Raw genomic sequence first — 20,519 nt, 5'->3', positions numbered from 1 at the left:
CTGAGGACATGTGTCTCCGGGCCCCGGGCCGTCCGGGCCGTGCGCTCCCGGGCAGGGTCAGTGGCGGCCGCCGTCGCGGCGCGGACGGACGAGCGTGAACGAGTCCACGGCCGTCAGCGCGCCGAACGGGCCGGACACCGAGTAGTAGGTGACCTCCATGCGGGTGGCGTCGCCGGGGTGGTTGCCCGGGTCGACGGTGAACGCCGCGGAGACCGACGTCGGCGTCGTCACGACACGACCATCTCGCGCGACGGGTCCGCGCCGAACGTCAGGTGCACGCCGTGCACCTCCGGCGCCCCGGTCCGCCCCGGCTGGTGCCAGAACAGCGGCGTGCCGTCGTGCGCGAACGCGGTGCCGCCGGGCAGCAGCGCGCTGCCGCCCGCCGCCAGGGCCGCGGCCCCGCCGGTACCGGCGAAGAGCCCCCGCCGCGACAGCTGGCCGGACTTCTCGCCGGACTCGGACGACGTCTGTTGATCTGAAGTCATGTCGCCATGCTGTCGATGCCCGGGTGAAACCCGCCCCGGGCTCCGGGTAAACAACCGGTGACCCGTCGATGCTCAGGGCTGGATGTTCTCCAGGTCCGCCAGCAGGCTGGGGTGCTTCGGCGTCCAGCCGAGCGCCTGGCGGGTGTGGGCGCTGGACGAGGGCTGGTCGGTCGCGAAGATCTGGCCGAGGGGGCCGTAGGTCTCCGCGGGCACCGACTGGACCGGCAGGCCCAGGCGCCGCCCGATGACGGCGGCGATGTCGCGCACCTGGTCACCCTCGTCGGCCACCGCGTGCCAGGCGGTGCCGGCCGGCGCCTGCTCCAGGGCGAGCCGGAACAGCACCGCCGCGTCGAGCGCGTGCACGGCCGGCCAGCGCTGGGTGCCGTCGCCGGGGTAGCCGGACACGCCGCTGCTGCGGGCGATGTTGGTCAGCAGGCCGGCGAACCCGCCGGTGCCCTCGTTGTGGACGGTGCGCGGCAGGCGGACGGCCGTGCTGCGCACGCCGCGCGAGGCGAGGTCCAGCACCGCCGTGACCGAGCGGCCGCGGCCGCCGACCAGCCCGTCGGTCGGCACCGGGTCGGACTCGGTGGACGCGCGGCCCGGCGCGTACGGCGTTCCGGAGGCCGTGACCAGTGGACGGTCGCTGCCCACGAGCTCCTGGCCCAAGGCCGCGAGGGCGGCGCCCTCCTCGGCGACGGACCGGGCGACGGCCTCGGCGCTGCTGAAGTCGTTGCTGAACGCCAGGTGGATCACCCCGTCGGCCTGCGCCGCGCCGGCGCGCAGGACGTCGAGGTCGCCGAGGCCGCCCCGGATCGTCTCGGCGCCGGCCTGCTCGGCGGCCAGCGCGGAGGCGTCGGAGCGGGCGAGGGCGAGGACGGTGTGGCCGTTGCCGAGCAGCTCGGCGACGACGGCGGAGCCGATCAGGCCGGTGCCTCCGGTGATGAAGACGCGCATGGAACACCCCTTGCAAGTGACGGGACCTTTGTCCCATCACAGTAGCAGGGTGACGGGACAGAAGTCTCATCACTATGATGTGGCCCATGGCTCGGTGGGAACCAGGCGCGCGCGAGCGCCTCGTCGTGGCCGCCGTCGACCTGTTCACCGAGCAGGGGTACGACGCCACGACCGTCGCGCAGATCGCCGAGCGCGCCGGGGTCACGAAGAGCACCTTCTTCCGGCACTTCGCCGACAAGCGCGAGCTGCTGGTCGCCGGGCAGGAGACGCTGGGCCGGCTGCTGGCCGAGGGGATCGCCGAGGCGCCCGCGGACGCCACCCCGCTGCAGGCGGTCGCCGCCGGTCTCGAGCGCGCCTCGGCGGCGATGGGCCCGATGAACCGCGAGCTCGGCCCGCGCCTGAAGGCGGCCGTCGCCGCGAGCGCGGAGCTGCAGGAGCGCGACGCTCTCAAGAGCGTCAGCCTCGCGGCCGCGATGACCGCCGCGCTGGCCGCGCGCGGCGTGCCCGGCCCGACCGCGGCGCTCGCCGGTGAGCTGGGCGTCCTCGCGTTCAAGCGGGGGTACGCCGAATGGTCCGAGGGCGACCGCGAAGCCGACGACGACCTCGCCGGCTACGCCCTGGCGGCCCTCGAGGAGCTGCGCGCGGCGAGCGCGTCGCTGGGCTGACCGGTCGTCAGCCCGACGTCGTCGCGCTCGGCGGCGACCGCGCCCGCCGCGTGCCGCAGGGCGTCGCGCACGGCGACGATGCCGGGGACTCCGGCCGCGGTGGCACGGGCGGCGGTGAAGACCCGACGATCGGTGCGGTGATCGCGACGATGTGCTGCAGCCAGCCCAGGCCGGCTTGCTGCGCTGCTGGGATCAGCGCGGTGCTGTGCTGGACGAAGGTCTGCTGGGGCGGCAGCCCGGCCAGGGCGACGATGGTGCAGCCGCCCGGGTTCATGAGCCGCCGGCAGGCACCGAACACGGCGATCAGGTCCTCGCGCCACCTTCCACGCAGGGGGAGCTTCTATATCAACGCCGTTGCGTTAGGCGGCTGCCGAATTGGTCAAGGGGCCAGCGACGGAAGGCGGCATCGACCATCGGACAGACTTCCACGCTCTACCCCCAAAACTGGTGGGTCACATCAGCCCGTGCCCGCAGCCGGGAGTTGCAGCTGCCCGGTGCGCGCTCATGTTCGATATGCCGGTGATCGTGAGGGTCGACCACCGATGCCCCGATGCGCCGATAACCGCACGTCGCCGGTGTGGGGCGGATTTCCCTGGGGCAGTTGATCGCGGCGGCGACAATCGACGGTGTGGACGTGGTGGGTGTGCGGCCAGGTCGTGGTCTTGTCGGGACACTGGAGGGTGCGTACCGGCGGGCGGTCCGTCATGGGCAGACCGTGGTCAGCTCAGCGGAAGTGCTGCGGCGCGGTGTGCTGCGGGTGCCGGAACTGCGCCAGTTCCCGCCACCGTGGTCTCGTGACTGGCGGCAGCGCGGGGATCTGATCGACGACGACCCACCTTGGCAGCGGTCCCGGTTGTTTCCCGCCTTCGATCAGCAGGTGGCGGTGTTCGCCGACGGGGCGCTGCGAGAGGCGGCCCACCTCGGCGGTCCCGGCGTCGCCGTGTTCTCCCCACTGGTCCGTCACGCGGTCTACGAGGCCGTCCACGAGGCCAGCCGCCGTGACGGCGTACCGGCCGGCGTACGTCACCTGCTTGCCGCGATCTTCGCCGAGCCGGGCAACGCTGCAGCCCAACTCGCCAGGCAAATGTGGGTGGTCGGTCACGACGGCCTCGCTCTCGACCGTCAGGCACCCAAGTACCGCGCCGGCGACGACCCACCGGACTGGGCACCACAGGCGCTCAAGGCGCTGTGCGTCCTGCCGTCGAACGCGCCCCGCATGCTGCAACCGCCCTGGAGTGCCGCCGTAGCGGCCGGCCTGTACGTGGCGATGCGTCGACCCTTCCTTCGGCACGGAGCACGCTACGGCCACCCCATCCTCGCACTGGTCGAACACGACGCCGGCATACAGGCCATCCGCCTCGGGCACGCCCACACCGGGACCGTCGAACTGCTCCTGAGCGTGCTGGACCTGCACGAACAGCTGCACACTGCGGGCGCGGTGCTGCCGGAACCGGTCGCCCGCCACAACACCGCCGGTCAGATCCTGCGCGAGCACGGCGTCACCCTGCTCGCCGCCACCATGGCCGCGGCCCAGTCAGCGCCCGCGCTGCAACCTGTCCCAGACCCGGCAGCGGTCCCGACAAAAGGCTGGCCGCGGGAACGGAAGACCCGCCGCCCCACGCCGCCGCTGGACGCAGGCGCATTGCGCGCGCTGCGCTCGGCCAGCACGGCAGCGCGGCAGGCACGTGATCCCTTCGCCGGCACAACACACCTCTTGGTGACCATGCTTCGTGACGGCGACGACCCAGCCGCCGGCCTGCTCCGCAGGATCGGCGCGAACCCCGAAACAATCGCCGGACACGCATCCACCAGCCAGGGTTGACACGCCACCCCCGGCGCCTCCGCCGTCGAGACCGCAACCTCGATCATGTACCCACTCACCGACGATCGACCCAACCGCCGCTAGGCTCGGGCCAGAAAAGACCGTCCTGGCCCTGCTGCACGCCGTTCCACCGCCGAACCGGCAGCCGAACCTGCTGCTCGGCGTGGTTCGTCTGCTCGGCGGTCCGGTTGATGATCCGGCCGCGTTCCGTGACTTCACGGTGGAGAACTGGCCCGTGATCGAGGCGGAACTGCTCACGCGGGCGACGCAGACCAATGAGATTGGTCGGTGCGCGCTGCTGCTGCCGGTGCTTGCCTCTTTGCCCCAGCCGCTGGCGTTGCTGGAGGTCGGCACCGCCGCCGGGTTGAGTCTCTATCCCGACCGCTACGCCTACCGCTATGGCGATCATGAGATTGGCTCGAGCGGGCCGATCCTCGACTGCGCCCTCACCGGTACGGCACCGCCAACCCGCCTGCCCGAGGTGGTGTGGCGGGCCGGCCTGGACCTGAACCCGCTCGACGTCACCAACCCGGCCGACGTCGCTTGGCTGGAGGCGCTGATCTGGCCGGAACACCACCACCGACGGGATCGGCTGCGGGCCGCGGCCGCGATCGCTGCCGCTGACCCACCGTTGCTGGCCCGTGGTGACCTTGTGGATGATCTGCGGGGCCTGGCCGCCCAGGCTCCCGCCGGTGCGACTCTGGTGGTGTTCCCTACGACCTATGGAGCCGAGTCGACTGAACCCGCACCACGCCAACAGCCCATGGGAGGTCCCCAGGTGCACACCGAGGTGGTTCTGGTTCGTCACGCTGCATCCATCCCCCCGACGGCAGAGGGCCCCGACGAGCTGACCCGCCCTCTCGCCGACAACGGCCTTCAACAGGCGCTCGTTCTCACGCCGCACGTGCCAGACTCCCGCGCATCACCGCCTGACCGACACCGCTCTGCCCCGGCACACGACGCAGCGCGGACAACACCCGTCACGGCAACGCCACCGTTGTCCCGTCTCAGTCCAGTTGGCATCCGACCTGGCGTCTACCTGGCGTGGACAACATGGATGAGACGAAGATGGGGCCGCGTCTCATTGGAGTTGGCTCGTCGCTGCTGGTTGCCCCAAGTTGTTTCGATGCATGTGGCGTGGAACGGGTCTCGGCGAGTTCACGCTCCCACCAGCAGGTCGCCGAGCGGCGTGCGATGGTAGAGCACCGAGCGACCGGACCGGCCTGCGTCGAGTAGGCCAGCGCGGCGCAGGGCGCGCAGGTGGTCCCCGGCTGAGCCGGTCGGGATGCCGAGCGAGCGGGCGAGCTGGGTGGTGCTCGCCGGATCCCGCAGCGCCACGAGGACCCGGGCGCGGGTACGGCCGATGAGCTCTTCAAGGGCCGCCGACGGCGGTGCGGGCACCGCGGCCCACCAATCGGCAATCCCCCGCGCCGGGTAGATGATCGCCCGCGACCACGGGTCGTCCGTGTGGGCGGCGAGTCCGGGCCAGATGAACACCGACGGGATAAACATCATGCCCTCGCCGCCGACGGTGATGGTGTTGTCGGCCATCCGGGTCACCTCGATACCCCCGTCGCGCCAGTGAACACGAGCGTGGAGCCCTTCGATCGCCGCTGCCCAGCCTTGTCGTGCGAGCAGACCCGATCGATAGACGATGTCGCGTTCGCAGATCGCGCGCAGGTGGAGCCAGTCAGCGGCGAGCAACGCGTCCCAGGCGCGGCGCAGGCCGTCGGCAAGGACGTGGGTGACATCGGGGTCGGCGAGGACGGCGCGAGCGGCCGGGTCGTGGGTCGGTCGGGCGGCCAGGGACACGGCGATCTCGCCGCGGGCGACGTTGAGTGGCACGGCGCGGATCGCCACGAGGTCGTCGTCGATCGTCTGCAACGTGCCACGGGTCGGCGGTGGGGCGACGAACCCGGCACCGCCGCGTGGGTGGTGCAGTGCGAGCAGCGCCCGCAACGCCGGGTCGTCGCGGCGCAGCTCGTCGAACGCCGGCCGGTACCGGGCGATCGCCGGCGCGGGCCGCGAGTGGTGGCGGTCGACCCCGTCGAGCACCCGCAGGAGGTTCTCCAGCTCGAAGCTGGGCGAAAGCGCGAACCGGCTGTGCAGCAGGTCGGCCGAGTCGACGAGGTAGCGCAGCACCCTACGACTTTACGGTCACCACCGTAACTTTGGCTACACGACCGGGCACGGGGGCACGCTCATCGGGTGACACTGACCGATGTTGTGCCCCGGGCGACCTACCGCGACGTCTTCGCCGTGCCGGCGTTCCGGGTCCTGTTCCTGAGCCGCTCGTTGGCGATCGGCGCCGATACCCTGCGGATCGTCGCGCTGTCGGTGCTCGTCTTTACCGCGACCGGGTCGGCGTGGCTGTCGGCGGTGACATTCGGCATCGGCTTCCTGCCCCAGGTGCTCGGTGGTTTTCTGCTCGGCTCGCTCGCCGACCGGCTGCGCCCGCGTCCGCTGATCGTCACCGGCTACCTGGTCGAGTGCGCCGTAGCGCTGGCGCTGGCCACTCTGCCGCTGCCGATCTGGCTCAGCCTCGTGCTGGTCGCGGCCGTCGCGGTCGGCACACCGATCTTCGGCGGCGCCTCCAGCCGCCTCGTCGCCGATGTACTCACTGGCGATGCCTACGTGCTCGGTCGCTCGGTGAGCACCATGGCGTCGGGCGGCGCACAGCTGCTTGGGCTCGCGATCGGCGGCGCGGCGGTCGCCGCGCTGGGCGTCCACCACACACTTCTCGTCACCGCCGGCTGCCACCTCGTCGCCGGGTTCATCGTGCGGTTCGGGCTTTCAGACCTGTCGGCGCCGCCTGCGGCGGGCCCTTCGGCGGTCCGCCAAAGCTGGTCGACCAACGCGGGGCTGCTCGCCGATGCGTGGGTACGGCGGTTGCTGCTCGTGCACTGGCTCCCGTGCGCGTTCGCGGTGGGCGCCGAGGCGCTACTGGTCGCGTACTCCGCGGAGCGTGGTTTCCCGCCGGCGACGGTCGGGCTGCTGCTCGCCTGCTCACCCGCCGGCATGCTGGTCGGGCAGTTCGCGATCGGGCGCCTGATGCCGCCGGCGCTGCGTACCACATTGGTCAGGCCGCTGATCCTGCTCCTCGGGTTGCCGCCGGCGATGTTCGCCTTCAATCCGCCACTCATGGTCTGTGCGGCGCTGATGGCGGCCAGCGGCGCGGGCTTCTCGTACTCGCTGGGGCTGCAGCGTGCCTTCGTCGACGCCGTGCCCGAGGCCAACCGGGGGCAGGCGTTCGGATTGCTGTCCACCGGACTGATGACTTTGCAGGGCGTCGGGCCCGTCCTGTTCGGCGCGGTCGCACAGGTAAGCCAGATCCACTGGGCCATCGCGCTCGCCGGCGTCACGACCGTGGCGACCGCGCTGATCGCGCCCCGCAACCGCGACCACTTTCCAAGCCAGATTCAGTGAGACGACCCGTCCGGCGCCCCAACTTCGACGAGACGGGATACGGCCGAGTACCCCACCCGCGACAGACTCGATGAGATCCAGCGCCGAAGATCGCCGGCTACAACGAGACAGACGCCAGGTCGCCTGAGACGGGACAGCCGTCAACGCCGTCAAGCCAACATGGGGCCTGCAGCGGACGCTGCCTGAGGAAAACGACATCTTCGATGAGAGATCCCACACCTCTACGTGTAGGTTCTCATCCGCGATGGCGGATTCTTACGATCATGGTGGATGAGTTGACGGATCCGCCATGATGGTAAGAAACGGTTCGGCGCGACGACGAATCGTTGACGCTCTCGAGGTCGGACGCTACCGGTATCTCACCGTGGGGCGTCAGACCGCCTTGCCCGGCGGGGATTTGAACAGCGGGGTCGCCTCGGTCGGGTAGCCGCCACGCCCGGTGCGCCGTGCGCCGGCAGCGATGCGGACGAGGTCGATGTTGACGCCGGCAGCCCCGCTCGGGTCGTGGACCTTGAGCTTCACGTCGAGGCTCAACGTGGTACCCGCCCAGCCCTGCGCCTCGAGGTTGAGGTGTGCGACCCGACAGCCGGCCTGGACCGCGGTCAACCGTGGTCTGCGACAGCCCGGAGTGCTGTAGCTGCCATACAGCCGCTCCGATGGTCCTCATCCGCAATCAACTGAGCGGCCGGTGTCCTGGCCGGTGGTGTGTTGGCGGAGGAGTTTCAGGCTGATGGCGGAGGCCCAGGTCCAGGTGACCGCTCCGCCGAGAAGCAGCCACCGGAAGTCGCCGGTCGTCGCAGCGATTCCCGCGGCGGCGAGGTCGGCGGCGACGGCGGCGATGCTGTACGCCGCCCACGCGTGCTGGCCTCGGCTGAGGAACCGCCGGGCGAACACGATGCTGGCGGCGTCCAGCGCGAGTCCGGAGACAAGGGCCGCCGTGTTGTGCGCCTGCCCCCGCCAGGACGGCGTCGCCGCGCCGGTGCCGGCGGCGGGAAAGCCGGACACCGGGTCGGTGACGAAGGCGGCGGCTACGACGAGGGCGAGGCCGAACACGCCGAGTAGGCGAGGCCCCCAGGTCCGGGCGGGGCCGGAGCCGAGCACCCGTCGCGCGCCGACGGCGCCAGCCGCGGCGAGCAGCCCGGTGACGACGAAGTTCGTGGTCTGGATCCAGCCGAAGTCGCCGAGGCTGAGAGCGCTGAGCGGGTGTCGGGACGGGTCGAAGCCGGCTCGGGTGGACTCCTGGACGAGGACCGTCGTGAGGAACAACGGACCGGCGACGGCACCGCAGCCGAGCAAGAAGCGGACGCGGTTCGAGCGGCCTTGGTCGGGCGCTGCGGCAATGGTGAAGCGGCTGGTAGAGGTGGACATGATGATCACGCCTTCGAGTCGGGCTGTCGGAACCTATTGGTGGTGGTGGTGTTCATCGCGCGATCCTGTGCATCGTGGAGGTGTAGCCGCCGCCGGGGAAGGTCCACTGTCCGACGTTGGTGTCCTCGTCGACGAAGGTGCCCTTGTAGTAGGACAAGGACGCGGGCTCGCCGCCCCAGATGGTCAGGCTGTCCTGGCCGCCTTCCATCCACTCGTAGGTGACGGTGCCAGTGCTGTCACCGGAGAGTTGCCAGGTGCCGACCAGTCGGTCCAGAGACTGCATGGCAGGGCTGGGTGTCGGGGTTGGGGTGGTGCCGTTCATCGTGGTCCTCTCGTGTCGGTGGTGTCCTTACGGTAGGAAGGGGAAGTGGCCGAGATATCTCAGAAATCCGCAGGCTCGCCCGACCGAAACAGGGTCTTGCTGCAGAGCGGGCTGCTGGAGCCGGAGATGTTCGACCGGTACTTCGCGGTCCGCGGTTTCGAGCCGGCCGCCGATGTGGCGGCGTGTGTGTCGCACTACTGGGTCATGCGGTGGCGGCTGCCCTACAACGTGACCTACCGACCGACCGAAGTGCTCCCGACTCCGATGGTGCACGCCTTCTTCACCGCACAGGGCGGGTTCGTGCACGGGATCAGCGACGGCGCCCTCAGCTACGACACGGCCGGTGCCGGCGCCATCGCCGGCATCGCCTTCAAGCCTGGCGGTTTCGCGCCGTACTGGGGTGGACGCATCAACGAGCTGCGCGGCGGACGCATCAACCTGGCAACTGTGTTCCCCGACGCCGGCACCCGCTTCTGTAGTGAGCTGCTGCTGCAGCCCGAGGAGCAGATTGCGGAGGCCTTTGACAGTCTTCTGCGCTCAAGACCAGCCCAGCCTCCCATCCAGCACCTGGAGCTCATCGCGGACTCCGTGGCGGCCATGATGCGAGAGGACGGCCCTACCACGGTAAGCGCCCTCGCCGCAGAGCTCTTCCGCAGCGAGCGGAGCCTGCAGGCGGCCTTCACCGAGTACGTCGGAGTCGGCCCCAAGTGGCTCCTGAAACGGCAACGCCTGTTGAGGGCGATCGGCAGGACCGCCGACACAGCACGTCCCGATTGGGCCAGGGTGGCTGCCGAGATGGGGTACAGCAGCCAGACGCACCTGCTGAACGACTTCAAGGACGTCGTCGGAGTCACACCCACCGTCTACCTTAGGCAACTACGCCGACAGCGCTAACCCGGGCCATTCAGTAGCCGGATAGGTGTGAGCGCCCATTTGAGGAAGGACGCATTGGTGATGCCGCCGATCATGCTGACGGCCGTCGGTACGGCGGTGTCCTGGCCGCCGAGGCCGGCGATCGGGGCGATGGTGCCGGCCATGACCCATGGGGCGAACCCGAGCAGCGCGGAGCCGGTCCCGGCGTGGTCGGGAACCTCGGCGGAGGCGAGTGCTCCGCTGTCCGCGCCGATGCAGCCCTGCGCGGTCATCAGGACGAGGAAGCACGCGATGGCAAGGTAGAGCGGGGTGCCGAACCAGACGGCGCCGATGAGCATCGCGGTGCCGGCGGCGAGGGCCGAGCTGGCCGGTGAGGAGGACGGTGCGGGTGGCGACGCGTCCGGCGAGGCGGGCGGCGGTCAATGCGGCGAGGGTCATGCCGGCGGCGTTGGCGGCGAAGTCGATGGAGTAGCCGATCGGGGAGAGGTGGTTCATCGACTGCAGCACGAGCGCGGAGGTGGCGACGTACGCGAACAGGGCGCTTGTCGCCGAGCCGGTGACGATGAGGTAGCCGGCGGCGCCGGGCCAGGACGTACCGGCGGGCGCGGGCTATGGCGCGCAGACCACCGTGACGTCGGGGTGTGGCCGTGATGTGCTGAGTGGTCACGGCCGCAGCAGCACTTTGATGGCGCGGCGCTGGTCCATGGCCGTGTAGCCGTCGGCGGCTTGCTCGATCGGCAGGGTGAGGTCGAAGACCCGGCCGGGTTCGATCTGCCGGTCGAAGGTGCGGTCGATGAGGTCGGGCAGGAACCGGCGGACGGGGGCAGGGACGCCGTGCAGGTGTACGTGGGTGAAGAAGAGGTCCAGGCCGTCGAGGCGCACGTCGTGGGTCACGCCGACGTAGCCGACGTGCACCGGCACCACGCCGGGGGCTGACCGCGCTCGCGGACGGTGTCGTGTGGAGCGTCACCGCGACCGACCCGCCGCCCGGCGCGACCGTCGTGTCGGCGCTGCCCGAGGGCGCCCGGACCCGTTACCGCCTCCTGTCCCGCACCGCACCGGCCGAGGGGGCCGAGCCGGTCGAGCCGACCATCGAGGACGGCTACCTCGTCCTTACCGGTGCGCTGACACCGCGCGACGTCCGACCCTAGCGGTACGGCGCCGCCGACGTACTACCTCAGCAGTACGGCCGGATGAGTGCTTGGCGTCAATGTCCGGCGGCCACGCCGCGCCTAGCGTCAGGATGCAGTGGCCTGATCACGAGGGGATGCGCCATGGCATTAACAACAGAGGCTCCGCCGCGACGGTGGGCGGTGCAGACGACCGATCTGGTGAAGGTGTACGGCTCCGGGGACACCGAGGTCCGGGCGTTGGACGGAGTGACTGTCCGGTTCGAGCGCGGCCGGTTCACCGCGATCATGGGACCGTCCGGGTCGGGCAAGTCGACCCTGCTGCATTGCGCGGCCGGTCTCGATGCCGTCACCGCCGGTGCGGTACACATCGGCGACATCGAGCTCGGCGGGCTGTCCGACCGGGCGTTGACCCGGCTGCGGCGGGTGAGCGTCGGGTTCGTGTTCCAGTCGTTCAACCTGCTGCCGACGCTGACCGCCGAGCAGAACATCCGGCTGCCGCTCGACCTGGCCGGGGTCCGGGCCGACGCGGCGTGGTTCGCGCACATCGTCGAGGTGCTGGGGCTGGCCGACCGGCTGCGCCACACGCCGTCGCAGCTGTCCGGCGGCCAGCAGCAGCGGGTCGCCTGCGCGCGGGCGCTGCTGCCCCGGCCGGAGGTGGTGTTCGCCGACGAGCCGACCGGCAACCTGGATTCGCGCAGCGGCGCCGAGCTGCTGGACCTGCTGCGCCGCAGCGTGCACGAGCTGGGGCAGACGGTCGTCATGGTGACCCACGACCCGGTCGCGGCCGGGCATGCCGACCGGGCGCTGCTGCTGGCCGACGGGCGGGTCGCGGCCGACCTGGCCGGCCCGACCGCGGACGCGGTGCTGGACCGGCTCAAGCAGCTGGGGGGCTGAGATGGTGCGGACCACGATGGCGGGCCTGCGGGCCCGGCGCTGGCGGATGATCGCGACCGCGCTGGCGATCGTGCTCGGCGTCGGCTTCGTCGCCGGCGCGCTGGTGTTCGGCGACACGGCCAAGGCCGCGCTGTACGACGAGTACGCGCGGGCCGCGCAGCACATCGACCTGAGCGTGCAGCCGCCGCCCGCGCACGGCGGCGAGAAGTCCCGGGTGGACCCGGTGCTGCCGACGTCCACAGTGGACCGTCTGCGGTCGGTCGCCGGGGTCGGCGTCGTCGCCGGCCGGATGAGTGAGCCGCTGCCGCTGCTGGACCGCAACGGGCGGCTGGTCACCAACTTCGGGCAGTCGGGCGTGGCGCTGTCGGCGGGTGACGATCCGCGGCTGCGCGGATACGACGTGACCGCCGGCCGGGCCCCGGCCGAGGCCGGCGAGGCGGCGCTGGACGAGGCGAGCGCGCGGCGGCTGCGCTTTGCCGTCGGCGACCGGATCGTCGTGCTCGACACCGCGCAGCAGCGCCACGAGCTGCGGCTGGTGGGCGTGGTCGGGTTCGGCGCGGCCAAGGAGTACGCCGACCGCTCGGTCGTCGTGCTCACCGAGGCGGACATGACGGCGATCGCCGGGGCACGGGGCTACCGCGAGGTGGTCGCGACCACCGCCGGCGCCACCCCGGCCGACCTGCTCGGCCGCTCCCGGGCGGTGCTGCCGGCCGACGCGGTGGTGCAGAGCGGCGACCAGCGCCGCCACGACATCGCCTCCAACGCCGTCCACGAGGTCGACACGTTCCTGACCGTGCTGCAGATCTTCGCCGCGATCGCCGTCGTCGTGGCGGCGTTCGTGATCGCGAACACCTTCAACATCCTCATCGCGCAACGGCTGCGGGAGCTGGCGCTGCTGCGCTGCATCGGCGGGTCACGCGGCCAGGTGCTCGCCTCGGTGCTGTTCGAGGCCGCCGCGGTCGGGCTCGTCGGCGGGATCGCCGGACTCGCCTTGGGACTCGCCGTGGCGTACGGCATGTTCAGCGGGGCCAACGCGCTCGGCGCCGCCCTGCCCAGCCATGCCCTGGTGCTGACGGCCACCCCGGTCGTCGTCGCCGTCGTCGTCGGCCTGGTCGTCACCGTCGCCGCCGCGCTCGTGCCGGCGGTGCGGGCCGGGCGGGTGCCGCCGCTGGCGGCGTTGCGGGCGGTCCCGGCGGCGCGGGTCGGCTCGCGCGGAAACCGGATCCTGCTGACCGTCGTGGTCGGGCTGACCTCGGCGGTCGGCGTCGTGCTGACCGTCCGGGGCGAGCAGAGCACCGATCCGAAGACCGGCACGCTGCAGGTGGTGGCCGGCGGGGTCGTCGCGTTCCTGGCGGTCGTGCTGCTGTCGCCGCTGTACGTCGGGCCGCTGATCACCGTGCTGGGCTGGCTGCCCGGCCGGATCCTCGGTACCCCCGCCCGGCTCGCCGCCGCGAACGCCCGCCGCAGCCCAGGCCGGACCGCCGCCACGACGGCGGCGCTGATGATCGGCATCGGGCTGATGGCCGGCGCGGTCGTACTCACCGCGACCATCCAGGCCACGGCGACCGCGCAGCTCGTCTCGCACTATCCGGTCGACTTCATCCTGCAACCGGCCGACACCGGCCAGCACGACGTCAGCGTGCCGCCCGGCGCCGTGGCCAGGCTCCGCGCCGACCGCCTGCTCGGCGCGGTCGGCGAGGTGCGCCTCGACGCTGCGACCAGCAATGGCAGCCGCACCGAACTGGGCAGCTTCGACCCGGCCGCGCTGCGGACGCTGGCGACCTTCCCGATGGCCGCCGGCTCCCTCGACGACCTTCGGCCGGGCACCGCGATCCTGTTCACCGGCGCGCCCGAGAACCGGACCCACCGCCTCGGCGACCACATCGCGGTGGTCAGCTCGGCCGGCAAGCGGCTGGACCTGACCGTCGTGGGGCTGATCGCCGGGACCGCGCGCACCGGCGACACACTCGTCTCGTGGGACGACTTCACCACCCTGCGGCCGACCGGGGGCGACGACATGGTGCTCATCAAGGCGGCCGCCGGTGTCCCGCCAGACGCCTCCCGCAACGCCGTGGAGGCCGACCTGGCCGACTACCCTGCGGTCGCGATGAACAGCATCGCCGGCTGGCGCGACGAGATCACCACCACCGTCGACCAGCTCATCGGGGTGGTCGCCGCGCTGCTCGCGTTCGCGATGCTCATCGCGCTCGTCGGGATCGTGAACACCATGTCGTTGTCGGTGTTCGAACGCACCCGGGAATCCGCGCTCGCCCGCGCGCTCGGGCTGACCCGGGGGCAGCTGCGGGCCACACTGCTGTACGAGGCATGCCTGATCGCGCTGGTCGGCGCGGTCGTCGGGATCGCGTTCGGGGTCACCTACGGATGGCTGACCGGCCGGATCATGTTCGCCACTGTGCAGCCGCTGATCCAGGTTCCGTACGGGCAACTGCTCCTGCTGCTCGCCGTGGCCGCCCTGGCGGCGATCGTGGCCGCGGTCCTGCCGGCCCGCCGAGCGGCGAGCGCGTCGATCGTGGCGGCGATGGCCGAGACGTAGGCCGTGCGCCGGGCTGGGCGGCGCTTGCGCTCAGCCCGGCGCCGCGGGCCGGACCAGGCCTGTCTCGTACGCCATGACCACCAGCTGTACCCGGTCGCGCAGGTCGAGCTTGGTCAGGATCCGCCCGACGTGTGTCTTGACCGTCGTGTCGACGATGTGCAGCCGGACCGCGATCTCGGCGTTGGACAGCCCCTGCGCCACCAGCAGCAGCACCTCCTGCTCGCGCTCCGTCAGCCCGGCCAGCGCCGCGCCGGCCGGCCGGGGCGGCGCGAACTGGCCGGCGAAGCGGTCCAGGAGCCGGCGCGTCATCCGCGGCGCGACCACGGCGTCACCGGCGGCTACGATCCGGATCGCGGCCAGCAGCTCCTCGGGCGGCCCGGTCTTGAGCAGGAACGCGCTCGCACCGGCCTGCAGCGCCGCAAACGCCTCTGCGTCGGTGTCGAATGTGGTCAGTACCAGCACTCGCGGACCGCCGGGCTCGGCGCACAGCCGACGGGTCGCGTCGATGCCGTTCATCACCGGCATGCGGATGTCCATCACCACCACGTCGGCCGGAATGCGCTGCAGCACCCGCAGCGCCTCGGCACCGTCGCCGGCCTCCGCGGTGAGCGTCATGTCCGGCTGCGCGTTGAGCACCATCCGGAAACCGGCCCGGACCAGCGGCTGATCATCGACGACCATCACCCGGATCGTGGTCCCCGCCGAGGTCATGTCGCCCCCTTCACCGGCAGCGACGCGTCCACGTGCCAGCCGCCGCCGAACCGTGGCCCAGCGCTGAACTGTCCGTCGTGCACCGCGATGCGCTCCCGCATCCCGATCAGCCCGTGCCCGACCGCGCCGTTGGCGCTCGCGAGCCGACCGCCGCCGTCGTCTACGACGCTGATCGTCACCAGCTGGGGACTGTACTCCAGCCGGACCGTCACGTTGGCCTCCGCACCGGCATGGCGGATCGCATTCGTCAGCGCCTCCTGCACGACCCGGAACACCGTCAGCTCCTCCGCCGCCGACATGGCCGGCGGGTCGCCCACGCACTCGTGCGTGACCGCCAGCCCGGTCGTGCGCGCCCGCTCGATCAGCACGAGCACCTGCCCGATCGTCGCCACACCCCGATCGGCCCCGTCGCCGACCGGTTCGTCGCCGCGCAGCACCCCGACGATGCGATGCATGTCGCCCAGCGCGTCCCGGCCCGTCGCCGCGATGGTCCGCAGCGCCTCCTCGACCTGGGACGGGTCGTCCGCGAGCGCGTATCTGGCCCCTTCGGCCTGCACGACCATGACCGCGAGGGTGTGCGCGACGACGTCGTGCAGCTCCCGCGCGATCCCCGCCCGCTCGCCGGCCAGCGCCAGCTGCGCCAGGTGGTCGCGCTCCCGCTCGGCGGTGGCCGCCCGCTCCTCCAGGCTGCGCAGATACCGCCGGCGGGTGCGCAAGGTGTACGCCACCAGCCACACCGCCGTGCAGAACCCGAACAGCAGCAGTGCCGAGTACCACCACCGGAACGTCAGATGCCGCACCTGCTCGATGATCAGCCCGACAGCGACGATGCCCGCGGCCACGAACCCGTGCCACAGCACCGGCGCGTACTTCACCACCGAGTACATCGCGATCAGCACGGCAATGTCGAAACTCGTCGGATCGGGCCGCCCGAGGATCACCAGATGCCCCAGGGCGAGGGCCGACACGACCAGCATCACCGTCAGCGGGCGAATCCGGCGGAAGCCGACCGCGACCGCCATCGCCGCCCCGAACAGGACATGGAGCCGGTACACGTACGGCACCGTCAGCATCGCCACGCCCCCGGCCACCGCCAGATCGAACAGCACCGACCGGACGGTGACCCGCTCCGCCCCGGCCACCATGCACACAGCCTAGCCAGCAGATGCTGGGCCTGCCCCGCACGGACCGCTACGCGTGGGACGGCAGCGGTACACCGGCGCGGCGCGAGAACGCGACGGCGCGCTGATCCCGGAGTACTCCTGCACGGGAGACCCGTCGTGCGACTCGTTGTTGCCATGACCGGCGCCACCGGCGCGATCATCGGTATCCGCCTGCTGGACGCACTGCACGAGATGAAGGTCGAGACCCACCTCGTGATCAGCCGCTGGGCCCGGGCCACCATCAAGGAGGAGACCTCGTTCACGGCGGCCCAGGTGGCCGCGCTCGCGTCGGCCAGCTACGCACCTGATGACCAGAGCGCCGCCATCTCCAGCGGCTCGTTCAAGACCGACGGCATGGTGGTCGTGCCGTGCAGCGCGAAGGCCGTCGCGGGCATCCGCGCCGGCTACGGCGAGGGTCTGATCGTGCGGGCGGCCGACGTGACGATCAAGGAACGCCGCCGACTGGTCCTGGTGGTACGCGAGACCCCGCTCTCGCCGATCCACCTGGAGAACATGCTCGCGCTGGCCCGGATCGGGGCGACGATCCTGCCCCCCGGTGCCCGCGTTCTACAACCATCCCACGACCCTCGAGGACATCGTCGAACACATCGTGGTCCGCGTCGCCGACCAGTTCGGTCTGGACCTGCCGACCGCGCGCCGGTGGACCGGCATGGCTCGGGCACCCGCCGGCGACTAGCACCCGCCGGTGACCAGCACCCGCCGGCGATTGAGGAACAGCGATCATGGCTCATGAAGACCTGCGGGAATTCCTCGCGACCCTGGACGAGAACGGTCAGCTTCTCCGCTTCTGCGACCCGCTGTCCCCGGAGCCCCATCTGGGGGCCGCGGCCCGGGCCGTCTCCAACCTCACCGACCGCGGCCCGGCGCTGCTGTTCGACAACCTCGACGGGTACGAGCGAGGCCGGGTCGTCCTCAACGTGGTCGGCTCGTGGCCCAACCACGCCCTGATGCTGGGCCTGGACTCCGACACCCCGGTCAAGGAGCAGTTCTTCGAGTTCGCCCGGCGCTGGGACGCGTTCCCGGTCGAGGTCGAGCGCCGCGAGGACGCCCCGTGGCGGGAACACACGGTCGAAGGCGACGACATCGACCTGTTCCACCTGCTGCCGCTGTTCCGGCTCAACCGCTACGACGCCGGCACCTACATCGACAAGGCGCCGGTGATCAGCCGCGACCCCGATGACTGGGACAACTTCGACGCGCAGAACGTCGGCATCTACCGCATCCAGGTCAAGGGCAAGGCCCGGCTCGGGATCCAGCCTCTGCCAACGCACGACATCGGCCTGCACCTGCGCAAGGCCGAGGAGCGCGGCGAGAACCTGCCAGTGGCGATCGCGGTCGGCAACGAGCCGGTGATCACCACGGTGGCCGGGATGCCGCTGCTGTACGACCAGTCGGAGTACGAGATGGCCGGCGCGATCCGGGGCGCCCCGTACCGGATCGCCAAGGCCCCGCTGACGGGCATGGACGTCCCGTGGGGCGCCGAGGCGGTCCTCGAGGGCGAGATCATCGCGGGTATCCGCGAAGTGGAGGGCCCGTTCGGCGAGTTCACCGGCTACTACTCCGGGGCTCGCCGCCAGCCCGTCATCGCGATCCATCGCGTCTCACACCGGACCGATCCGATCTTCGAGCACCTGTACCTGGGGCGGCCGTGGACGGAGATGGACTACACGCTGGCGCTCAACACCAGCGTGCCGCTGTACCAGCAGCTCAAGAACGACTTCCCGGAGGTCGTCGCGGTCAACGCGATGTACACCCAGGGCCTGCTCGGCATCGTCTCGCTGCGGCCCCGCTACGGCGGCTTCGCCAAGGCGGTCGGGGTGAGGGCGATGACCACCCCGCACGGCCTCGGCTACTGCAAGGTGATCATCGTCGTGGACGAGAGCGTCGACCCGTTCAACCTCGCCCAGGTGATGTGGGCACTGTCGGTGAAGGTCCACCCCGCCCACGACGTCGTCTCCATCCCGGACCTGTCGATCCTGCCACTGGACCCCAGCTCCGAACCACCGGGCATCACCCACAAGCTCGTCATCGACGCGACCACGCCCATCGCGCCCGAGCAGCGCGGCCACTTCTCGCAGGAGGTCGAAGCGCCCGCCGGGACCGAAGCCTGGGAGAACCGCATCAAGGAGCTACTGAGGTGAGTACGACCACGATTCCGGACACCTGTCCCCGCTGCGACACCCACGAGGTCAGCCTGCTAACCGAATCACCCGTACCGGGCCGCTGGTCCATGTACCTGTGCGGGGTCTGCTTCTACAGTTGGCGCTCCACGGAGCCCGGGTACGCCACCGACCCGGCGACATACCCGGCCGCCTTCAAGATCGACCCCGCCGACATCCCGAAGATGCCCGTGGTGCCGTCGGCCTACAGTCCCCAGAGGTCATGTTCGGTGGCCGCCGTGGTCAGCGCAGGATGCCGGTGTGGCCGAGCGAGTACCGGCCGGGCTGCGGCCAGAAGCACAGCCCGTGCGGCTGGGTGCCGACCTTGATCCGGGCGAGCAGGTGCCCGTCGTCGGTGGAGATGGCGTAGACCTCGCTGTCGTACCGGCCGGAGAGCCACAGGACCTTGCCGTCCGCCGAGACGCCGCCCATGTCCGGGCTGCCGCCGCCGGGGATCTGCCACTTGGTGACGAGGGTGCCGGTGGCGAAGTCGAGGACCGACACCGAACCCTCGCCCCGGTTGGCGATGTACAGGCGCTTCGAGTCGCGGCTGACGTACAGCCCGTGCGCGCCGGCACCGGTCGGCAGGAACACCCGCACGGTGAACGCGTCCCCGTCGAGGATCCACACACCGGAGGTGTGCATGTCGGCGACGTACCAGGTCCGTCCGTCCGGGGTGATCTTGACGTCCTGCGGCATCGCCCCGTCGCGTGGCAGGTGCAGCTGGCCGACCACCTCTTGACGCTGGACGTCCACCTTGATCAGGTCGCCGGAGAACTCGCAGGTCGCGATGAAGTAGCGGCCGTCGGCCGAGAAGTCGGCGTGGTTCACCCCGGAGCAGTTGACCGGCACCGATCGCACGATCGCCATCGTGTGCGGGTCCCGGAAGTCGATGCGGTGCAACAGCTCCGCCATGACCATCGCGAACCTGCCGTCAGGGGTGAAGTACAGGTTGTACGGGTTTTCGACCGGGACGGGGGTGCCGAACGTGCCGGTCGCCGGGTCGATCGGGGTCAGTGTGTTGCCGTCGTTGTTGTTCACCCACAGCGTGCGCAGGTCCCAGGCCGGCACGACGTGCTGCGGTGCCTTGCCGACCTTGACTGTCTGGATGACCTTGTACGTCGCCGGGTCGATGACGGAGACGGTGTCGCTGCCGAGGTTCGGCACGTACACCCGGACGGGGTCGTTCCTGACCGTGTCGGCGAGCGCGCCGGGCCGGTCCGCGGCGTAGACGTCATGTGAGTCGAGCAGCGGCGGCATGCCGGGCAGCGCGGCGCCCGGCGCGGTGGTCCTGCCCGCACTCCCGGGCGGCTGGGAGGTGGCCGTGCTGGGCATGCTCATCCCGGGCATGGCCTCTGGCGTGTGGTGGTCGCCACGGCCCGCGCTGTTCGGTGCCGGCTTGGAGGAACACGCACCCAGCAGCAGTGCGGCGACGGTGAGTGCGGCGAGCGCACCGGAGCGAAGGTACTCGGGCGCCATCAGCAGACCAGCTCGGCCATTGTGACGGGACGCGGACCCCGCATGCTGGCGGTGACAGTCGCGAAATGCCAGAAATAGAGACCCACGATTGATCCGTTCTGTATGCCTTGCAGGGTATTGCGTACCACGGCAGCCGCCACCGGATCCGGGTAATCGAGCGAGTTGACGCCACATGCGCAACGATCGCGACCACCGCAGCGGAGTCTCCCCATATGCGGTCGGCCACCCTCTGCGGGAGCGGGGCGGCGCCGGGTGGGGGCCGGTATCTGCCTCGGGCGATCAGCGGGAGGTCACGAAGGCCGCATCTGTTGGCCACCTCGCTCTCGACTCGATGACGGCGCCTGGGACTACTAGGTGGGTGCCGTGTCCGATCCGGTCCGCTCACCCTGCTGGACGTTGTCGGTGTCGGCGCCGGGCTTCGCGTGGTCGGTGGCGTTGTCCTCGACGCCGCCGGGAGCTTCCTGCTCGTTGTGGTTGCCCTCTCGTACGT

General features: G+C 71.1%; 23 protein-coding genes and 2 pseudogenes. 12 read left to right on the top strand and 13 right to left on the bottom strand.

The features are described from left to right. Positions 1-57: 57 nt before the first annotated feature. From ACQEVU_RS29405 to ACQEVU_RS29395, 3 genes are all read right to left on the bottom strand, one after another. Positions 58-231, bottom strand: a complete 174-nt coding sequence (locus ACQEVU_RS29405; protein WP_433329130.1) for a hypothetical protein — start codon at positions 229-231, stop codon at positions 58-60. Next, positions 228-485 (bottom strand): hypothetical protein, encoded by a 258-nt coding sequence (locus tag ACQEVU_RS29400; protein ID WP_433329128.1) that lies wholly within the window; start codon positions 483-485, stop codon positions 228-230. Before ACQEVU_RS29400 ends, ACQEVU_RS29405 begins: the two co-directional genes overlap by 4 nt. A gap of 72 nt (positions 486-557) precedes the next feature. Then, entirely contained in the window at positions 558-1,439 is an 882-nt protein-coding gene (locus ACQEVU_RS29395) for an SDR family oxidoreductase (RefSeq protein ID WP_433329126.1), read from the bottom strand. An 86-nt stretch (positions 1,440-1,525) separates the two neighbouring features. Here ACQEVU_RS29395 and ACQEVU_RS29390 point away from each other — a divergent pair, with 86 nt between their 5' ends. Continuing rightward, positions 1,526-2,104 carry a TetR/AcrR family transcriptional regulator gene (locus ACQEVU_RS29390; protein WP_433329124.1) on the top strand — a complete coding sequence of 193 codons (579 nt, stop codon included), beginning with the start codon at positions 1,526-1,528 and terminating at the stop codon, positions 2,102-2,104. A gap of 7 nt (positions 2,105-2,111) precedes the next feature. On the opposite strand, the gene ACQEVU_RS29385 is transcribed toward ACQEVU_RS29390, so the two are convergent. Next, positions 2,112-2,402, bottom strand: a complete 291-nt coding sequence (locus tag ACQEVU_RS29385) for a hypothetical protein (protein WP_433329122.1) — start codon at positions 2,400-2,402, stop codon at positions 2,112-2,114. 330 nt (positions 2,403-2,732) lie between these two features. Between ACQEVU_RS29385 and ACQEVU_RS29380 the strand changes: the two genes are divergently transcribed. Both ACQEVU_RS29380 and ACQEVU_RS29375 read left to right on the top strand, forming a co-directional pair. Then, positions 2,733-3,926, top strand: coding sequence for a Clp protease N-terminal domain-containing protein (locus ACQEVU_RS29380; protein ID WP_433329120.1), 1,194 nt, complete (start codon positions 2,733-2,735; stop codon positions 3,924-3,926). 64 nt (positions 3,927-3,990) lie between these two features. Further along, positions 3,991-4,647: pseudogene (locus tag ACQEVU_RS29375) on the top strand (DUF2332 family protein); the annotation flags it as partial. Between the two features lie 437 nt (positions 4,648-5,084). On the opposite strand, the gene ACQEVU_RS29370 reads toward ACQEVU_RS29375, so the two are convergent. Continuing rightward, positions 5,085-6,068 carry a DUF5937 family protein gene (locus ACQEVU_RS29370; protein WP_433329118.1) on the bottom strand — a complete coding sequence of 328 codons (984 nt, stop codon included), beginning with the start codon at positions 6,066-6,068 and terminating at the stop codon, positions 5,085-5,087. A gap of 117 nt (positions 6,069-6,185) precedes the next feature. On the opposite strand from ACQEVU_RS29370, the gene ACQEVU_RS29365 reads away from it, so the two are divergent. Further along, positions 6,186-7,352 (top strand): MFS transporter, encoded by a 1,167-nt coding sequence (locus ACQEVU_RS29365; protein WP_433329116.1) that lies wholly within the window; start codon positions 6,186-6,188, stop codon positions 7,350-7,352. Positions 7,353-7,724: 372 nt separating this feature from the next. On the opposite strand, the gene ACQEVU_RS29360 is transcribed toward ACQEVU_RS29365, so the two are convergent. Genes ACQEVU_RS29360 through ACQEVU_RS29350 form a run of 3 tightly spaced genes read right to left on the bottom strand, consistent with a single transcriptional unit; the run spans position 7,725 to position 9,042 of the window. Then, a complete protein-coding gene (locus tag ACQEVU_RS29360; RefSeq protein WP_433329114.1) occupies positions 7,725-7,958 on the bottom strand; it encodes a hypothetical protein in 234 nt (77 codons plus the stop codon). A gap of 57 nt (positions 7,959-8,015) precedes the next feature. Beyond that, on the bottom strand, positions 8,016-8,720 hold the full coding sequence (locus ACQEVU_RS29355; protein ID WP_433329112.1) for a DUF998 domain-containing protein: 705 nt from the start codon (positions 8,718-8,720) through the stop codon (positions 8,016-8,018). 52 nt (positions 8,721-8,772) lie between these two features. Continuing rightward, positions 8,773-9,042 carry a hypothetical protein gene (locus tag ACQEVU_RS29350; protein WP_433329110.1) on the bottom strand — a complete coding sequence of 90 codons (270 nt, stop codon included), beginning with the start codon at positions 9,040-9,042 and terminating at the stop codon, positions 8,773-8,775. A gap of 45 nt (positions 9,043-9,087) precedes the next feature. On the opposite strand from ACQEVU_RS29350, the gene ACQEVU_RS29345 reads away from it, so the two are divergent. Further along, positions 9,088-9,936, top strand: coding sequence for a helix-turn-helix domain-containing protein (locus ACQEVU_RS29345; RefSeq protein ID WP_433329108.1), 849 nt, complete (start codon positions 9,088-9,090; stop codon positions 9,934-9,936). On the opposite strand, the gene ACQEVU_RS29340 is transcribed toward ACQEVU_RS29345, so the two are convergent. Together ACQEVU_RS29340 and ACQEVU_RS29335 are read right to left on the bottom strand one after the other, a co-directional pair. After that, complete coding sequence (locus tag ACQEVU_RS29340) at positions 9,933-10,253, bottom strand: hypothetical protein (RefSeq protein WP_433329106.1); 321 nt, start codon at positions 10,251-10,253, stop codon at positions 9,933-9,935. The genes ACQEVU_RS29345 and ACQEVU_RS29340 overlap by 4 nt on opposite strands. 325 nt (positions 10,254-10,578) lie before the next feature. Then, entirely contained in the window at positions 10,579-10,839 is a 261-nt protein-coding gene (locus ACQEVU_RS29335) for a hypothetical protein (RefSeq protein ID WP_433329104.1), read from the bottom strand. Positions 10,840-10,871: 32 nt separating this feature from the next. On the opposite strand from ACQEVU_RS29335, the gene ACQEVU_RS29330 reads away from it, so the two are divergent. The 3 genes from ACQEVU_RS29330 to ACQEVU_RS29320 all read left to right on the top strand — a co-directional run bounded on the left by ACQEVU_RS29330 (position 10,872) and on the right by ACQEVU_RS29320 (position 14,496). Next, a complete protein-coding gene (locus ACQEVU_RS29330) occupies positions 10,872-11,066 on the top strand; it encodes a hypothetical protein (RefSeq protein ID WP_433329102.1) in 195 nt (64 codons plus the stop codon). Positions 11,067-11,189: 123 nt separating this feature from the next. Next, on the top strand, positions 11,190-11,942 hold the full coding sequence (locus tag ACQEVU_RS29325; protein ID WP_433329100.1) for an ABC transporter ATP-binding protein: 753 nt from the start codon (positions 11,190-11,192) through the stop codon (positions 11,940-11,942). Position 11,943: 1 nt separating this feature from the next. After that, positions 11,944-14,496 (top strand): ABC transporter permease, encoded by a 2,553-nt coding sequence (locus tag ACQEVU_RS29320; protein ID WP_433329098.1) that lies wholly within the window; start codon positions 11,944-11,946, stop codon positions 14,494-14,496. Positions 14,497-14,526: 30 nt separating this feature from the next. On the opposite strand, the gene ACQEVU_RS29315 is transcribed toward ACQEVU_RS29320, so the two are convergent. Next, positions 14,527-15,207 carry a response regulator gene (locus ACQEVU_RS29315; protein WP_433329096.1) on the bottom strand — a complete coding sequence of 227 codons (681 nt, stop codon included), beginning with the start codon at positions 15,205-15,207 and terminating at the stop codon, positions 14,527-14,529. Then, positions 15,204-16,352, bottom strand: a complete 1,149-nt coding sequence (locus tag ACQEVU_RS29310; protein ID WP_433329094.1) for a sensor histidine kinase — start codon at positions 16,350-16,352, stop codon at positions 15,204-15,206. Before ACQEVU_RS29310 ends, ACQEVU_RS29315 begins: the two co-directional genes overlap by 4 nt. Between ACQEVU_RS29310 and ACQEVU_RS29305 the strand changes: the two are divergent. From ACQEVU_RS29305 to ACQEVU_RS29290, 4 genes and pseudogenes are all read left to right on the top strand, one after another. After that, positions 16,248-16,913, top strand: a pseudogene (locus ACQEVU_RS29305) (UbiX family flavin prenyltransferase); the annotation flags it as partial. The gene ACQEVU_RS29310 and the pseudogene ACQEVU_RS29305 overlap by 105 nt on opposite strands. Before the next feature lie 13 nt (positions 16,914-16,926). Beyond that, complete coding sequence (locus ACQEVU_RS29300; protein WP_433335396.1) at positions 16,927-17,067, top strand: hypothetical protein; 141 nt, start codon at positions 16,927-16,929, stop codon at positions 17,065-17,067. 46 nt (positions 17,068-17,113) lie between these two features. Further along, positions 17,114-18,532: a non-oxidative hydroxyarylic acid decarboxylases subunit C gene (locus ACQEVU_RS29295; protein ID WP_433329092.1), complete on the top strand. Its 1,419-nt coding sequence runs from the start codon at positions 17,114-17,116 to the stop codon at positions 18,530-18,532. Beyond that, a complete protein-coding gene (locus ACQEVU_RS29290) occupies positions 18,529-18,879 on the top strand; it encodes a non-oxidative hydroxyarylic acid decarboxylases subunit D (RefSeq protein ID WP_433329090.1) in 351 nt (116 codons plus the stop codon). The genes ACQEVU_RS29295 and ACQEVU_RS29290 overlap by 4 nt, the downstream gene beginning before the upstream one ends. Here the strand turns inward: ACQEVU_RS29290 and ACQEVU_RS29285 are convergent. After that, positions 18,794-20,029 (bottom strand): SMP-30/gluconolactonase/LRE family protein, encoded by a 1,236-nt coding sequence (locus ACQEVU_RS29285; RefSeq protein ID WP_433329088.1) that lies wholly within the window; start codon positions 20,027-20,029, stop codon positions 18,794-18,796. The genes ACQEVU_RS29290 and ACQEVU_RS29285 overlap by 86 nt on opposite strands. Positions 20,030-20,519: the final 490 nt, after the last annotated feature.

The organism is Dactylosporangium sp. CA-139066 (genome assembly GCF_050936175.1).
In the GTDB taxonomy this organism is placed as follows: Bacteria; Actinomycetota; Actinomycetes; order Mycobacteriales; family Micromonosporaceae; genus Dactylosporangium.
The sequence above is the reverse complement of the archived record's forward strand: the minus strand, read 5'-3'. Positions and strand labels throughout refer to the sequence as shown.